The sequence below is a fragment of the Proteus sp. fly-1013 genome, from assembly GCF_040140245.1.
GTDB classification, from domain to species: Bacteria; Pseudomonadota; Gammaproteobacteria; order Enterobacterales; family Enterobacteriaceae; genus Proteus; species Proteus mirabilis_B.
This window is the reverse complement of sequence record NZ_JBEEWD010000001.1, coordinates 501,167-517,718: the sequence shown is the minus strand read 5'-3', so window position 1 is coordinate 517,718 and position 16,552 is coordinate 501,167. Positions and strand designations below refer to the sequence as shown.

General features: G+C 37.8%; 18 protein-coding genes. 13 read left to right on the top strand and 5 right to left on the bottom strand.

Translation table 11 applies throughout. The features are described 5' to 3' along the window. Nucleotides 1-33: 33 nt before the first annotated feature. Nucleotides 34-228 carry a Cro/CI family transcriptional regulator gene (locus ABN236_RS02440; protein WP_049217157.1) on the bottom strand — a complete coding sequence of 65 codons (195 nt, stop codon included), beginning with the start codon at nt 226-228 and terminating at the stop codon, nt 34-36. 112 nt (nt 229-340) lie between these two features. On the opposite strand from ABN236_RS02440, the gene ABN236_RS02435 reads away from it, so the two are divergent. From ABN236_RS02435 to ABN236_RS02420, 4 genes are all read left to right on the top strand, one after another. Next, complete coding sequence (locus ABN236_RS02435; protein ID WP_373274641.1) at nt 341-979, top strand: LexA family protein; 639 nt, start codon at nt 341-343, stop codon at nt 977-979. A gap of 395 nt (nt 980-1,374) precedes the next feature. Continuing rightward, complete coding sequence (locus ABN236_RS02430; protein WP_349473304.1) at nt 1,375-1,899, top strand: HD family hydrolase; 525 nt, start codon at nt 1,375-1,377, stop codon at nt 1,897-1,899. Between the two features lie 85 nt (nt 1,900-1,984). Continuing rightward, nucleotides 1,985-2,236, top strand: a complete 252-nt coding sequence (locus ABN236_RS02425; protein ID WP_109850540.1) for an excisionase — start codon at nt 1,985-1,987, stop codon at nt 2,234-2,236. After that, a complete protein-coding gene (locus ABN236_RS02420) occupies nt 2,211-3,344 on the top strand; it encodes a site-specific integrase (protein ID WP_349473303.1) in 1,134 nt (377 codons plus the stop codon). The genes ABN236_RS02425 and ABN236_RS02420 overlap by 26 nt, the downstream gene beginning before the upstream one ends. 109 nt (nt 3,345-3,453) lie before the next feature. Here the strand turns inward: ABN236_RS02420 and icd are convergent, their stop codons facing one another. Continuing rightward, entirely contained in the window at nt 3,454-4,707 is a 1,254-nt protein-coding gene (gene icd, locus ABN236_RS02415; RefSeq protein ID WP_006537208.1) for an NADP-dependent isocitrate dehydrogenase, read from the bottom strand. A gap of 138 nt (nt 4,708-4,845) precedes the next feature. On the opposite strand from icd, the gene rluE reads away from it, so the two are divergent. The 8 genes from rluE (at nt 4,846) to ABN236_RS02375 (ending at nt 12,823) form a co-directional block, all read left to right on the top strand. After that, a complete protein-coding gene (gene rluE / locus ABN236_RS02410; RefSeq protein ID WP_349473302.1) occupies nt 4,846-5,475 on the top strand; it encodes a 23S rRNA pseudouridine(2457) synthase RluE in 630 nt (209 codons plus the stop codon). Beyond that, nucleotides 5,468-5,917 (top strand): NUDIX hydrolase, encoded by a 450-nt coding sequence (locus ABN236_RS02405; protein WP_311755215.1) that lies wholly within the window; start codon nt 5,468-5,470, stop codon nt 5,915-5,917. Before rluE ends, ABN236_RS02405 begins: the two co-directional genes overlap by 8 nt. Before the next feature lie 109 nt (nt 5,918-6,026). Then, nucleotides 6,027-7,130 carry a tRNA 2-thiouridine(34) synthase MnmA gene (gene mnmA / locus ABN236_RS02400; RefSeq protein ID WP_349473301.1) on the top strand — a complete coding sequence of 368 codons (1,104 nt, stop codon included), beginning with the start codon at nt 6,027-6,029 and terminating at the stop codon, nt 7,128-7,130. A gap of 2 nt (nt 7,131-7,132) precedes the next feature. Beyond that, nucleotides 7,133-7,762: a high frequency lysogenization protein HflD gene (gene hflD, locus ABN236_RS02395; protein ID WP_194952256.1), complete on the top strand. Its 630-nt coding sequence runs from the start codon at nt 7,133-7,135 to the stop codon at nt 7,760-7,762. Nucleotides 7,763-7,793: 31 nt separating this feature from the next. Further along, the gene (purB, locus tag ABN236_RS02390; RefSeq protein ID WP_349473300.1) at nt 7,794-9,164 is read left to right on the top strand and encodes an adenylosuccinate lyase; all 1,371 of its coding nucleotides are present in this window, start codon (nt 7,794-7,796) and stop codon (nt 9,162-9,164) included. Nucleotides 9,165-9,376: 212 nt separating this feature from the next. Next, nucleotides 9,377-10,051: a two-component system response regulator PhoP gene (phoP, locus tag ABN236_RS02385; protein WP_075672656.1), complete on the top strand. Its 675-nt coding sequence runs from the start codon at nt 9,377-9,379 to the stop codon at nt 10,049-10,051. A 1-nt stretch (nt 10,052) separates the two neighbouring features. After that, complete coding sequence (phoQ, locus tag ABN236_RS02380; RefSeq protein WP_349473299.1) at nt 10,053-11,516, top strand: two-component system sensor histidine kinase PhoQ; 1,464 nt, start codon at nt 10,053-10,055, stop codon at nt 11,514-11,516. A 185-nt stretch (nt 11,517-11,701) separates the two neighbouring features. Then, nucleotides 11,702-12,823, top strand: a complete 1,122-nt coding sequence (locus tag ABN236_RS02375) for a ribosomal protein uL16 3-hydroxylase (protein ID WP_088493168.1) — start codon at nt 11,702-11,704, stop codon at nt 12,821-12,823. Nucleotides 12,824-12,920: 97 nt separating this feature from the next. Here the strand turns inward: ABN236_RS02375 and ABN236_RS02370 are convergent, their stop codons facing one another. Beyond that, entirely contained in the window at nt 12,921-13,223 is a 303-nt protein-coding gene (locus ABN236_RS02370; RefSeq protein ID WP_349473298.1) for a hypothetical protein, read from the bottom strand. Between the two features lie 273 nt (nt 13,224-13,496). Between ABN236_RS02370 and ABN236_RS02365 the strand changes: the two genes are divergently transcribed. Beyond that, nucleotides 13,497-14,219, top strand: coding sequence for a vWA domain-containing protein (locus tag ABN236_RS02365; RefSeq protein ID WP_265331820.1), 723 nt, complete (start codon nt 13,497-13,499; stop codon nt 14,217-14,219). Nucleotides 14,220-14,313: 94 nt separating this feature from the next. Here ABN236_RS02365 and pepT read toward each other — a convergent pair whose 3' ends face one another. Beyond that, entirely contained in the window at nt 14,314-15,558 is a 1,245-nt protein-coding gene (pepT, locus tag ABN236_RS02360) for a peptidase T (protein WP_088493174.1), read from the bottom strand. Nucleotides 15,559-15,610: 52 nt separating this feature from the next. Further along, the gene (cobB, locus tag ABN236_RS02355) at nt 15,611-16,465 is read right to left on the bottom strand and encodes a Sir2 family NAD+-dependent deacetylase (RefSeq protein ID WP_349473297.1); all 855 of its coding nucleotides are present in this window, start codon (nt 16,463-16,465) and stop codon (nt 15,611-15,613) included. Between the last annotated feature and the right edge of the window lie 87 nt (nt 16,466-16,552).

Below are 16,552 nucleotides of genomic sequence, written 5' to 3'. Positions count from 1 at the left end.
ACCTGCTCTATCTTTTATTGGTAGTTAATTGCCTTATGCTGTTTTGGTATTTTTTCTATAAAGTTCAGGGTTATATTTAAGTTTTCCCTTGGTGATTTTTTCTATTTCATACGCCCTTACTTTAGGAATGATATATCCCCAACCACACACCGAAGGATGTTTAATACCGAGGGCTTTTGCTGTTTTACACGTACCACCAAAAAACGTGATTACATCTTTTTTCTTCATTTGTAATCCTTTGGTAAGTGAATAATTCACACGCATATAATGTAGGATATCTTACATTTAAATGTCAAGATTCTTACATTTGGAATGTGGTAGGCTTTCCTACATGAAAGAAATGAGCGAACGAATTAAACAAAGACGCCTTGAGCTGAAAATGACACAGCAGGCTCTAGCCAAAAAAGCTGGAGTCAATCGTGTGACTGTTACTGGTTGGGAAAAAGGTGACTATCAACCCAATGGCGCTAATCTTCAAGCATTAGCGAGTGCTCTTGAAACAAGCCCTATTTGGCTTGTTGATGGAAAAGAAGATCCTATTTCTAATGTTTCGTTTTTAAAATTTAATAGATCTAGTGGTGAATACCCTTTAATTAGCTGGGTAAGCGCTGGGAATTGGTCTGAGGCCGTAGAGCCATATCATAGAAAATCAATCGATACATGGTATGAGACAACTGTGCATTGTTCCGAAGAATCATTTTGGCTAGAAGTAAAAGGAGATTCTATGACCTCTCCTTCTGGACTAAGTATTCCTGAAGGGATGATTATATTAGTAGATCCCGCAGTAGAGGTTGTTAGTGGCAAGCTAGTTGTCGCTAAATTAGAATCTGAAAATGAAGTTACATTTAAGCAGTACATTGTGGATGCAGGCAACCATTACTTAAAACCATTAAACCCTCAATACCGCTTAATACCAATCAATGGAAATTGTAAAATTGTGGGTGTTGTTGTGGATGCCAAAATAGCTCATTTACCATAATTTCCTATCTCATTGATAAAAGGATCCTCTTCGGAGGATTTTTTATTACCATCACATACCGATGTAAGATTTCCTACAAAAACACTTGACACATCAATGTTGGTTATCCTACATTTTAAGTGTACGGTGTAGGATGAGTTACATTATGATTAATATCTAATTCAATTATGTGTGTAAAAACACCTTAATAAAAATTTTCATGTGAAGATAAATAGTTTCTGTCTGTTGGGAAACAGCAGAAACCGCTACAACTTGAGGTAAGCAATAATCAAGTTCAATAATTGAAACATAAAAAATAAGTTTTTATTTAAATTTACCATTAATCAATATCAGGGAAATTTAATCTCGATTAATTCGAGAGGGATCTTTATTACTTAAATTATGTGGAGAGAATAATGTCTTATATTGCAACTGCAACGAATAAGCACTTCTATTATCTCGATGTACGGATCGAAGATATAGATATTCAAGATATTGCCAGTGGCCTTGCTAATGAATGTCGCTTTAATGGTCAAATTGATAATTTCTATTCTGTTGCTCAACACTCGGTATATGTCAGCTATTTAGTTGCACCTGAATATGCTTTAGAAGCCTTACTTCATGATGCCAGTGAAGCTTATGTAAAAGATCTGCCATCACCGCTTAAAAAGCTATTACCTGAATATAAGGAGATAGAAAAAAGCATTGATGCTGTTATTCGTCAAAAATATAACTTGCCACCCGTTATATCAGACGCCGTGCATTTAGCCGACTTAATGATGTTAGCAACTGAAAAACGAGATTTAGAAATTGATGTGGGTAGTAATTGGCTAATGCTTGAAGGTATTCCTACTAGTGATTTTATTGTTAATCCATTAACCCCACTACAAGCCAAAGTTTTATTTTTACGTAGATTTAATGAATTAAGTAAAGGGAGCTAAATAAACAGTTCTAAAAAGTTTAAATAAATACCACCAGCATAATTAACGTCTATTTAAACTGTATACGGCAGTATGGAGAGAAAATATGTCAAGAATGGTAACTCTTGAAGCGTGGGCAAGGTTGGAATTTGGAGATGCCTCTCCTTGCATAACGGTATTACAAAAATACGCAAAGAATAACCTTATTGCACCACCTGCAATGAAAGTTGGACGCAAGTGGATGGTTGATAGAGAAGCTCGTTATGTGGGCTATCTGTCTCTCCCTCAAATTCCTACTAAATCAACGGAACGACTTAAGAGGATAATTACAGATGGCTGCCCGACCACGAACCCATAAAATTATTATCCCTAATTTATATCGAAAGCTAGATAAACGTAACGGCAAAATTTATTGGCAATATAAACATCCCATCACTGGTACATTTCATAGCTTAGGCACTGACGAACAAGAAGCGAGAGAAACTGCCATTCAAGCCAATACAATTATTGCTGAACAACATACTCGACAGTTATTAAGTATTAATGAACGGTTATCAAAAATTAAGACAAATAAGTCTGAAATATCTGTCGATATATGGATAGATAAATATTTAGATATTCAAAAAGAAAGATTAGATATCGGTGAATTAAAAATTAATTCTTATCGACAAAAAATGAAGCCTATTAATTTATTCCGTCAGTATTGTGGTACGAAAATATTAAAAGAGATAACCGCATTAGATATTGCTGAAATAATAGATTCCGTCAAAGTATTAGGACATTCAAGAATGGCTCAGGTCGTTCGCATGGTGCTTATTGATGTATTTAAGGAAGCTCAACATGCTGGCTATGTTCCGCCTGGCTACAATCCCGCAAAAGCAACGAAACAACCACGGAATAGAGTGAAAAGAGAACGCATGATATTGGAAGAATGGCGCACTATTTATCAGCAAGCCAAGAATCACCCTCCTTACCTGCAATGTGGCATGTTGCTGGCTTTAACCACAGGTCAGCGGATCGGTGATATCTGTAAAATGAAATTCTCTGATATTTGGGATGATATGTTACATATACAGCAAGAGAAAACGGGCAGTAAGTTAGCCATCCCTCTCTCGCTAAAATGTGAGGCTATCAATCTCTCCTTAAGGGATGTTGTTGCTCAATGTCGTGACGCGGTTGTGAGTAAATATCTCGTGCATTATCGGCATACCACCGCACAAGCAAAACGAGGCGAGCAAGTCACACCAAATACATTAACCACAACGTTTAAAAAAGCGCGAGATAAATGTGGGTTAACTTGGGAAAAAGGTACGGCACCTACTTTCCATGAACAACGATCTTTATCTGAGCGACTTTATCGAGAACAAGGAATTAATACACAAAAATTATTGGGGCATAAAACACAAAATATGACCGATAAATACCACGACGATAGAGGCAAAGAATGGCAAATTATTGCTGTTTAATTGAACAGTTTTGGGGAAGAGTTTTGGGGATATTTTGGGGAAGAATTTTATAGTACAAAAAATAAACGGGAACTAATAAGCTCCCGTTAACTATTTATCAAATCAACAATTACATGTGTTTGATAATCGCGTCACCAAACTCGCTACATTTCAGCAATTTAGCGCCTTCTAACTGACGCTCGAAATCATAAGTTACGGTCTTAGCGGCAATCGCGCCTTCCATACCTTTAATGATTAAGTCAGCCGCTTCTGTCCAACCCATGTGGCGTAACATCATCTCCGCGGAAAGAATGATAGAGCCTGGGTTAACTTTATCCTGACCTGCATATTTTGGTGCTGTACCGTGTGTTGCTTCAAATAAAGCGCACTCATCACCAATATTTGCACCCGGTGCAATACCGATACCACCAACTTGAGCCGCTAATGCATCAGAAATATAGTCACCATTTAGGTTCATACATGCGATTACATCATACTCTGCTGGGCGTAACAGGATTTGTTGCAAGAATGCATCTGCGATAACGTCTTTAACGATGATCTCTTTACCTGATTTTGGATTCTTGATTTTAACCCAAGGACCGCCATCTAATAATTCACCACCGAATTCTTCGCGTGCTAACTCATAACCCCAGTCTTTAAAGGCACCTTCGGTAAATTTCATAATATTACCTTTGTGTACCAATGTAACTGAATCACGATCGTTATCGATAGCGTATTCAATTGCAGCACGAACTAAACGCTTAGTTCCTTCTTCTGAGCAAGGTTTGATACCAATACCGCAATCTTGTGGGAAGCGAATTTTGGTTACACCCATTTCATTTTGTAGGAATTTAATAACTTTATCTGCCTCTGCAGAGCCCGCTTTCCACTCAATACCAGCATAGATATCTTCTGAGTTTTCACGGAAGATAACCATATCAGTTAGTTCAGGTTGTTTAACTGGGCTTGGAGTGCCTTTGTAATAACGTACTGGACGTAGGCAAATATAGAGGTCTAGTTGTTGGCGTAATGCAACGTTTAATGAACGGATACCACCACCAACTGGGGTAGTAAGAGGACCTTTAATAGAAACACGATATTCACGGATAAGATCTAAGGTTTCTTCTGGTAGCCAAACATCTTTACCATAAACCTGCGTTGATTTTTCGCCGGTGTAGACTTCCATCCACTCAATCTTACGTTCTTTGCCGTAAGCTTTCTCAACTGCTGCATCAACAACTTTTAACATTGCTGGCGTGACATCGATACCGATACCGTCCCCTTCGATATAAGGGATAACCGGATTATTTGGAACAACAAGCTTACCTTTAGCATCTAGTGTAATTTTAGCGCCATTAGCCGGAACAACTACTTTGCTTTCCATTTACCTCTCCTTTCATGTAAGCGCACGCTTTGTTAATTTTTTGTAAGAGACCTGTCAATACTACTTGATTATTCAGCTAACGCCAATCGCTTCTCTTTTAAGGTATAATCAATCTCCCATTTTTTACAAAAATTAACTATGGCAAATCAACTTAAAAATAGCGCTAAATCGAGAAAACACCACACTCCATCAGCACAAAGAAAACCAGTGCGCCCAAGAGGTGAGCGTAAAGTCGTTATCTTCAACAAGCCCTTCGATGTTCTTGTGCAATTTACGGATGAGAATGGCAGAAAAACACTAAAAGATTTTATTCCTATCCGTGATATTTATGCAGCAGGACGTTTAGATAGAGACAGTGAAGGACTTTTAGTCTTAACAAATGATGGGAAGCTACAAGCAAAATTAACACAGCCGGGTAAAAAAACAGGAAAAATCTACTATGCTCAGGTTGAAGGCGTTCCAAACACTGTCTCATTACAACAATTTAGAGATGGATTAGAGCTTAAAGATGGCAAAACTTTACCTGCACAAGTCGAAATAGTTGAACAGCCAGGATGGCTATGGGAGAGAAACCCTCCAATTAGAGAACGTCAAACTATCCCGACAACTTGGTTAAAAATAACGTTATTTGAAGGTAAAAACCGTCAAGTGAGACGAATGACCGCCCATATCGGTTATCCAACATTGCGTTTGATCCGCTTTAGTATGGGAAATATTACATTGGATAACTTATTACCCGGTGAATGGAAGGAGATTGATTTTGTTTAAACCTCATGTGACTGTCGCGTGTATCGTTCATGCAAAAAATAAATTTCTTGTTGTTGAAGAAACGGTCAATGGAAAAGCAACATGGAATCAACCTGCTGGGCACCTAGAAGCCAATGAAACACTTATTCAGGCTGTTCAGCGTGAATTATGGGAAGAAACAGGGTTAACACTCCCTGTTCAACACTTTCTTAAATTACATCAATGGATTGCGCCAGATAAAACCCCTTTCCTACGTTTCCTTTTTCTTATTGAGGCGCAAGAGCAATTTGAAACGCAGCCTCAAGATAGCGATATTAATTGTTGTCACTGGGTTAGTGCTGATGAAATTATTCATAGCCAGCAACTACGCTCCCCACTGGTGAGGGAAAGCCTGTTATGTTATCAACAAGGTGAACGCTATCCCCTCTCTATCTTGAGTAGCTTTGGAACCCCCTTTAACTAAATAATAAAAAAGGAAAAAACAAAGCATCAAAAACAGAGTAAGACTTGATGCACCTGTGTCAGTGATATGGTAAAGTATGGCGCTTATTTTTCCGCAGTGAGATCCAGTCATGTCAGATAACAGCCAAAAAAAAGTCATCGTAGGAATGTCCGGTGGCGTAGATTCATCCGTCTCAGCCTATCTTCTTAAGGAACAGGGATATCAGGTCGTTGGTCTGTTTATGAAGAACTGGGAAGAAGACGACGATACAGAATATTGCTCAGCCTCTACCGATCTTGCCGATGCGCAAGCGGTGTGCGATAAACTTGGTATTGAGCTTTATACCATCAATTTTGCTGCTGAATATTGGGATAATGTTTTTGAACACTTTTTATCCGAATATAAAGCTGGTCGCACCCCAAACCCAGATATTCTGTGCAATAAAGAAATAAAATTTAAAGCATTTTTAGAATATGCAGCTGAAGATTTAGGTGCTGATTACATTGCAACAGGTCACTACGTTCGTCGTCGTGATATTGATGGTAAAAGTCAATTACTTCGCGGTGTTGATAATAACAAAGACCAAAGCTATTTCTTATACACATTAAGTCATGAGCAAATTGCACAAAGCCTTTTCCCTGTTGGCGAAATGGAAAAACCTGAAGTCAGAAAAATTGCTGAAAAGCTTGATTTAGCAACAGCAAAGAAAAAAGATTCAACAGGTATTTGTTTTATCGGCGAACGTAAATTTACCGATTTTTTATCGCGCTATTTGCCTGCAAAACCCGGTGCTATCGTGACTGTTGATGGTGAAACTATTGGTGAACACCAAGGTTTGATGTATCACACATTAGGTCAGCGTAAAGGTTTAGGTATTGGTGGTACTAAAGATGGCGGAGAAGATCCTTGGTATGTGGTTGATAAAGATGTTGAAAACAACATTCTTGTTGTCGCTCAAGGTCATGAACATCCAAGATTAATGTCTATTGGTCTAATTGCTCAGCAGTTACACTGGGTATCAAGAGAACCTATAACTGAAGCTTTCCGCTGTACTGTTAAAACACGATATCGCCAACCTGATATTGCGTGTACAGTAACACCTCTAGGTGAAGATAAAATTGAAGTCCGCTTTGATTATCCTGTTGCTGCTGTAACCCCGGGACAATCAGCCGTCTTTTATCAAGACGAAGTCTGTTTAGGTGGCGGGATCATTGAAACACGTATTCAGGAGTAGATGTGGCTAAAGATTTTCGTGATATAACACTTGCATTGGCAGGTATCTGCCAAGCAAGTCGCCTCGTTCAGCAAATTGCTTACCAAGGTAGTGCAAACGAGAACGATGTTGAAGTAATGGTTAACAGTGTTTTTAATCTCAACCCAACTTCAACACTAGATGTTTATGGCAATCAAATCAGCCACTTAAAATTAGGCTTTCAAACACTGAAAGCCATTCATCAGGCGGTAAGAAGAGAAAAGCTAACGCTTGAATTGATGACTTATCAGCAAGGCTTAATCAATCTAGAGCGTCTTATCAATCGAAATGATGATTACAGCGCTCATTTATCGCAAAAAATTTCTCAATTAGAGCGCCAAAAAAGTTATTTCGAACCTATGTCTGAAGGTGTATTTAATGCACTTGCGGGCGTTTATGTTGATGCAGTTAGCCCTGTTGGCCCTCGCATTCAGGTTCACGGCGCAATAGATCTGTTAAAGAACCCTATTATTCAAGCTAAAGTTAGAGCGTTATTATTAACTGGTATTCGTAGTGCTGTGCTCTGGCGTCAAGTAGGTGGTCGTCGTTTTGATTTTTTACTGCATCAAAAGACTATTCTGCGACAAGCTGATGATTTTCTCGCTCAATGTTAATACTTTAAATTCAACCTGGGAGTTGCCAACAATGGAATTATCTTCGCTGACAGCGATTTCACCGATTGACGGTCGTTACGGTAGTAAAACTTCGTCGTTACGTTCTATTTTTAGTGAATTCGGTCTTCTGAAATTCCGTGTACAGGTAGAAGTTCGCTGGCTGCAAAAGCTGGCATCTTGCGCCGACATTAAAGAAGTTCCAGCCTTTGAAAAAAACGCAAACGATTACCTTGATGCGATTGTTGCTAACTTCAATGAAGAAGATGCAGCACGTATTAAAACTATCGAACGCACCACTAACCATGATGTAAAAGCCGTAGAATATTTCTTAAAAGAAAAAGTGGCGACCATCCCTGCTTTACATCAAGTTTCTGAATTTATCCATTTTGCTTGTACTTCTGAAGATATTAATAACCTGTCTCATGCCATTATGCTGGAAACAGCACGCCAAGAGATCTTATTACCTGCATGGCGTGAAATTATTGATACCATTAGTAAAATGGCTCAAGAATACCGTGATTTACCATTGCTTTCTCGTACTCATGGTCAACCAGCAACACCGTCTACAATTGGTAAAGAGTTTGCTAACGTTGCCTACCGTATGGAACGCCAATATCGTCAACTAACACAAGTTGAGATCTTAGGTAAAATCAACGGTGCAGTAGGTAACTACAATGCTCACTTAGCTGCGTATCCTGAAGTAAATTGGCATCAATTTAGTGAAGAATTTGTCACTTCACTGGGCATTACATGGAACCCGTACACAACTCAAATTGAACCACACGATTATATTGCGGAGCTTTTTGATTGTATTAGCCGTTTCAATACTATCTTGATCGATTTCGACCGTGATATTTGGGGTTACGTTGCACTGAATCACTTTAAACAAAAAACGATTGCGGGTGAAATTGGCTCATCAACCATGCCTCACAAAGTAAACCCAATTGATTTTGAAAACTCTGAAGGGAACTTAGGGTTAGCAAATGCCGTTATGGGACATCTTTCTAGCAAGTTGCCTGTTTCTCGCTGGCAACGTGATTTAACAGACTCAACAGTACTGCGTAATTTAGGTGTTGGTATCGGTTATGCACTGATTGCTTATCAATCAACCATGAAAGGCCTTAATAAGCTTGAAGTGAATGAAAATCATCTTCGTGAAGAATTAGACTGCAACTGGGAAGTGTTAGCAGAGCCGATTCAAACTGTAATGCGTCGTTATGGCATTGAAAAGCCTTACGAAAAGCTAAAAGAGCTTACTCGTGGTAAACGCATCACAGAACAAGATATGGCCGTTTTCATTGATGGTTTAGAACTACCAGAAGATGAAAAAATACGCTTAAAAGCAATGAAACCTGAAAGCTATATTGGTTTCGCAACTCAACTTGTTGATAAATTAAACTAATTTACCTCTCTAAAAAGGCAGATAATTTCTGCCTTTTTTTATAACCAAAACACAGAGAAAACTATCTATAACTTAAACACTTTGCTGGATACAGTGTTTTTTAAGCGATAGATTGTCTATGATAAGCCCATATTTTATATGATAGTTTGACTATCATTTCCTACATTTATTTTACAACAGTGAACTTTGCTGATTGTACTCAAGGTGGAATAATGCGGATCTTAATTATTGAAGATAATATCTTACTTCGCCATCACTTGTCTGTGCAATTTCGTGATGCTGGACATCAGGTTGATGCAGCAGAAGATGCCAAAGAAGCAGATAGTTTTATAGCAGAAGGTACACCTGATGTTGCCATTGTGGATTTAGGATTGCCAGATGAAGATGGCATTAGCCTTATTCGTAGATGGCGAGAAAATAATATTACCCTACCCATAATGGTCTTAACGGCGCGTGAAAGTTGGCAAGAAAAAGTCTCAGCATTAAATGCAGGTGCTGATGACTATGTGACAAAGCCCTTTCATTTTGAGGAAATTGTTGCACGCATTCAGGCATTAATGCGAAGAAACATGGGAATTGCATCGCAAACTCTTGCTATTGAACCTTTTGAATTGGATTTGTCACGTAAAGAGTTCATGATTTCAGGAGAACAGATTAAGTTAACCGCATTTGAATATACAATTTTAGAAACATTGATGCGCAATCAAAATAAAGTTGTTAGTAAAGATGCATTAATGCGTCAGTTATATCCAGATGCTGAATTAAAAGAGAGTCACACTATTGATGTACTGATGGGCAGACTACGTAAAAAAATCTTAGAAAAATACCCTGATGACGTAGTGGTTACAGTACGCGGACAAGGCTACCGTTTTGATATGAAACCTTAATATGCAAAAAAAACAGCGCTCTCCACTCTCATTACGAACTCGTTTTTTACTTGCAACGAGTGCCATTATTTTGGCACTTACACTCTCTTATGGGTTAGTTGCCATCGTTGGTTCGATTGTCAGTGTGGATAAAACCACTTTTATGTTGATGCGTAGTCAAAGTAATCTTTACTACAGCTTAGCGCAGTGGGATAAGAGCAAGCTGAATATTGAGTTTCCAACAAATCTTAATAATAACAATACCTCGCTGGTGGTTATTTTTGATGGTAAAGGCAGTGTATTATGGACGCCCCCCGACTTGCCGAAAGCTATTCCTGATAGCATTAAACATAAATGGCGCCATGAAGAAGGCTTATTTGAAATCGCTGTTGATGTCAAAACAACACGTTTAATGTTAAAGCAGTTACCGCAATATCGTGTTTATCTCAAACGCCTTGACGAATATTCTAGTAATGAGTTTTTAACTCACTCTGTTGTGATTAATCATTATCCTGCAGCTGATAATATGCCTTATATGGCAATCGCAGTTATCGATCCTATTCCTCAGCGTATGCAAAAAGTCAGTCAAGTTTGGGACTGGTTCTTATATATCATTCTTGCGAATCTATTTTTAGTTGTACCCTTAATTTGGTTGGCTGCACATTGGAGTTTAAGACCCATAAAACAAGTTATTGAACAAATCAGCGCATTAGAAAAAGGCACTCGCAATGATTTGGATGAAAACCCGCCAACAGAGTTAAAAGGTTTAGTCCGAAATTTAAATGTGTTATTGCGTAATGAACGCAGTCGTTACAGTAAATATCGCACCAGTTTATCTGATCTTACCCACAGCTTAAAAACGCCACTTGCCGTATTGCAATCAACATTGCGCTCTTTACGATCAGGTAAGCAGATGACGATAGAGCAAGCTGAACCTATTATGCTCGACCAAATTGAACGAATTTCACAACAAGTGGGTTATTACCTACACCGCGCATCCATTCATGGTGATCACGATATTACCACGCGAAAACTTCATTCACTGTCAGGATTACTTGATAATCTTTGTAGTGCATTAAGTAAAGTTTATCAGTCAAAAGGTGTTGATTTAACACTCAATGTTTCACCTGAAATCATGTGGTTAGGTGAGAAAAATGACTTTATGGAAGTGATGGGCAATATTCTGGATAACGCCTGTAAATACTGCTTAGAATTCGTTGAAATCAATGTTAGCAATAATGAAAACAGCGTAATAATTATTGTCGATGATGATGGTCCGGGTGTCAGCCCTGAAAAAAGAGAGGCTATTTTCCAGCGAGGAACTAGAGCAGACACGCTGCGTCCGGGGCAAGGTTTAGGCTTATCTATCGCGGTAGATATTATTGAACAATACAGTGGTGAAATTACTATTACCGATAGTCCTTTAGGTGGCGCTCGTATCACTGTCACCTTTGCTGAGCAGCAACTTACCAATGAGCGTGAATAATCATAATTGATAAGAAACTTCTTTCTTTTTTTTCATTACCGCCAAATATACGGCGTTATGTATGATATCTGTTCAGTTATTATCGTGTTACTCGCTATTACTCACATTGCTCAAAGGAATGTTTAGCAGGAAGTTAGAATTCATTATACTATGGCTTCAGGCTTCCCGAATTCAGGATATACACAATGGACTATAAACTTAATTTAGATTGGCAATCATTCCTTGAAAGCCATTGGCAAAAACGCCCTTTATTAATTAAAAACGGCTTCTCTCGTTTTGTTGATCCTTTATCTCCTGACGAACTTGCTGGTCTTGCAATGGAAGATGAAGTAGATAGCCGTCTTGTTAGCTGTCAAGACGGACAGTGGGGAGTCAAACACGGGCCTTTTGAGCACTTTGAAGGACTTGGTGACAAAGATTGGTCTTTACTTGTACAAGCCGTCGATCACTGGCATTTTCCTAGTGCGGCATTAATGAAGCCATTTCGTGTGTTACCCGATTGGCGTATTGATGATTTAATGATCTCTTATTCTGTTCCCGGTGGTGGTGTAGGCCCACATCTCGATCAATATGATGTCTTTATTATTCAGGGACAAGGTCGTCGTCGCTGGCGTGTGGGTGAAAAAATCCCAATGAAACAACACTGCCCTCACCCTGATCTGCTGCAAGTTGATCCTTTTGAAGCAATTATTGATGAAGAATTAGAACCGGGTGATATTCTTTATATCCCACCTGGATTCCCACATGAAGGCTATGCGATTGAAGAATCGCTAAACTACTCTGTCGGATTCAGAGCGCCTAATGCTCGTGAACTTTTCAGTGGTTTCGCTGACTATGTGTTAGCAAATGATTTAGGTAGTTATCGTTATAGCGACCCAGATCTAACACCGCGTGAAAACCCAGCATTAGTGCAACATCAAGAGTTAAATAAACTTCATGACATGATGGAAGATTTACTTGCTCAGCCAGAAGTATTTCGTCATTGGTTTGGTGAATTTATTTCTCAATCTCGCCATGAACTTGATCTCGCAGTTCCAGAGCCTTTATATGAAAATGCAGAAATTCACGATTTACTGCAACAAGGTGAGCAACTTCATCGTTTAAATGGCCTTCGTGCGTTACGTGTTGGCGATAACTGTTTTGTAAATGGCCAATTGATGGATACTGATCATATAGAAGCGGTGGATGCACTTTGCCAATATGATTACATTGATAAACAACACTTAGGCGATGCATTAGCTGATCCGAAATTTGTGCGTTTATTAACTCAGTTAGTTAATCAAGGTTATTGGTATTTTGAAGATTAATTATTGCTAATTTTCAATAATAAGTTATAAAGCCCTGAGATATTAATTACAGGGCTTTTTTATTATTAGATATTTTAAATATTTCTTATTTTAAAATTTAACGAATTAAATAATTTATTGCTTCTTTTAAAAGTACTCTTGTATTACGAAAGAGAAAAGGAATAGCAACAAAAAATGTACTCTGTAAGAAAAAAAGCAATAACGTATGCTTACTATTTGTTGCATAAAGAGAAAGTGAGATTAAATAAGTTATTAAAAAATAGCTCAAAATAATAATAAATGACTGTCGATCAGATTTTTTAATCACTTCCTTTTTATGAGAACTTAATTGCTCTTCTATTACAGGTTTTAATGCTTCTCCTGTTACAGGTTTTAATGCTTCTCCTGTTATGGTTTCCATTCAATATCCTTATATTATATTTATTCACCTCACTGTGATTATAAGACATATTCAACAAAATCAATTTATCAAAGAGTTATTAATATTAAGTCTATATTAAAAGTTTAATATTAAATAATATGTAAGCCCATCATTACAAAATCATTCTATTTTTAATTAAGTACGTTTACTCATTAATGCATTGTCTATTTTTCAGTCATTTCTCCTATTTTATTTTATCAATTCCCCCTAAGATAAAATTAGATTTTTACTGCTTTACTTCTTTTTTCGACAATGGAGTCGTCTATGAAAAAGTTTATTGTTTTAATTGCTGCTTTTATTTTACCGACCATGGTATTTGCAGAAACAGTAGAAATAGCAAGTATGAAAGCACCACCAGCACAAACGGATATCATTTTTGTGTTAGATAAAAGTGGTTCAATGCAAGGGTATGAAAAAGATACTATTGGCGGATTCAATACCATTTTAGCTGAAAACAAAAATCGCCCAGAAAAAGTCTATATCACCACTATCTTATTTGATAGTAAGGCTAAAAAATTACATAACCGCATTGATATTAATAAGATAGAAGATCTAACTGCTAACGATTATTTTGCATCAGGTAATACTGCATTATTAGATGCGGTGGGGAATGCGATCACTGAAGGGAATAAACCAAATTCACCTTATAAAAATGTCATGATGGTGATCATCACTGATGGCGAAGAAAATAGTAGCCGTGAATATTCGCTAGAAAAAGTAAAATCATTAATTACTTCAGCAGAAAAAGAAAAAGGTTGGGAGTTTATCTTTCTAGGTGCCAATTTTGATGCGATAAGTGCAGCGGAAAGTATTGGTATTAAATCATCTAACTCAACTCAATATATTCAAGATGCTAAAGGCTATGGAAATGCCTATGAATCGGTTAATAAAGCCGTTCAGTCTAAAATTGAGGGTAAAGAGTTAAGTGAAGATTGGAAATCTTCTGTTGAGCAAGATTATAAAGAGCGTAAATAAGTCATCTGAGCTAACAATGTAGCTAAAAAATATAACTAAAAAATAATAGCCGAAATATCGGCTATTATTTTTATCTTCGAAGCTCAATAAGCAATTAATTAATCACTTTAGCCTTTTCTCTTTCAGCTGTAATTTCAGCGATACGCATAATCACACTCACCGCTGCTTCCATACCTTCTAAAGAGATAAATTCATGCTTACCATGGAAATTATAACCGCCGGTAAAAATATTAGGGCAAGGTAATCCGCGATAAGAAAGTTGAGCACCGTCTGTACCACCACGAATAGGCTTGATATTTGGCTCAATATCACAATCAATCATTGCTTGTTTGGCTATTTCAATGATGTGTGGGAATTGAACAACTTTATCATGCATATTGTAATAGCTATCATCAATTGTTAGCTCAATATAGCAATCAGGATGTAAGCCTTTACCCACTCTCTCTGCAATCGCAATCATATTCTGTTTGCGTTTTTCAAATAAGTTACGGTTAAAATCACGGATAATATAATGCATTTCCGCTCTTTCTACCGAACCTTTGATACTTTGCAGATGGTAAAAACCTTCATAACCGTCGGTATTTTCTGGTGTTTCATCAACTGGTAATTCTTGATGAATGCGCGTTGCTAATCCTAATGCGTTAACCATCACCCCTTTTGCACTGCCTGGGTGAACATTGTTACCTACGATTTTGATATTTACGGATGCAGCGTTGAAGTTTTCATATTCCAGTTCGCCAACACCACCACCATCAACGGTATAAGCCCAGCTTGCGCCAAATGCTTTTAAATCGACATAATGCGCACCACGCCCAATTTCTTCATCAGGAGTGAAAGCAATTCGAATATCCCCGTGAGGTCGATTTGTTTCTTTTAAGCGCACCATCGCAGTAATAATTTCAGCAATACCCGCTTTATCGTCCGCACCCAGTAATGTTTTGCCATCCGTCGTAATTAATGTTTTACCAATCATTGAATGTAAGATTGGGAACATTACTGGTGATAACACTTCATCACCAATACCTAAAGCAATATCACCGCCACGATAATCTTCAAGCACTTGTGGTTTTACATGCTTACCAGAAAAATCCGGCGCTGTGTCAAGATGCGAAATAAAGCCAATAACTGGCACTGGCCAAGATACATTGGATGGTAAACTCGCCATTACACATCCTTTATCACTGAGCGTTACATCAGAAAAGCCCAGTTTTTTTAATTCTTGAGCCAATGCCTTGGCTAGTTTTAATTGTCCATCACTGCTTGGTGACATTTTTGAAGATGGTTTTGATTGTGTATCAAAATTAATATATTCAAAAAAACGTTCTAATAATTTATCCATTTTGCCCCCTAAGATCTCTCTAAGAACAATAATAGGGAACTCTATAAAATAATTATTGCGTCAAATCAGCTTTAGGATCATTAATTAATTCAAACAATTTATGAACATATTCATCAACTACCTGACTCGCAGGACCATAATGTTTCTCTTCAAACTGACTTTCAACCAAACTGGGTTCAAGATTTAACTCAACAGTATGAGCGCCTGTTAACCGAGCTTCATGGACAAAACCCGCTGCTGGATAAACATTTCCAGATGTACCGATAGAGATAAAAATATCAGCCTCAGCCAAAGCGCGATAAATCTCTTCCATGCCGATTGGCATTTCACCAAACCAGACAATATGAGGGCGTAATGGTGATGGGAATTGACAACAATGGCAACGATCTGTTGTTTCTAAGTCCCCTTCCCATTCAAATACTTGGCGAGATTGAGGGCAACGTACTTTTAGTAATTCGCCATGCATATGCAAAATATGTTTACTACCTGCCTTTTCATGCAGATTATCAATATTTTGAGTCACCAGTAAAAAATTCTCTTTGCCTAAGCGTTGCTCTAGTTTCGCTAATGCATAATGCGCTTCATTGGGTTGAATAGAGGGTTGTTGCAATTGGCGACGACGTTCATTGTAAAACTGCTGAACCAATTGGGGATTGCGTTGATAACCTTCAGGTGTTGCAACATCTTCAACGCGATGCTCTTCCCACAATCCATCTTCTGATCGGAATGTTTTAATTCCTGATTCAGCCGAAATGCCAGCCCCTGTTAATACGACAACTTTGGGTAAATTCATTTCATGTTCCGTTTTATGGGTTAGATGAAAATAGCGACAACGTGAATGTTGTCTGCGTAAATTCTTAATTTTACGAAACTTCCTAAGCCGACGATGACGAAGTTTAAGTTTCATTATTACAATCCTTGGTTTTCAAATTTAAATATCGCGTTTTTTATCTTCACTAGTTTAAGCGTTTTTTCTTCTTTGTATGTCAATAAA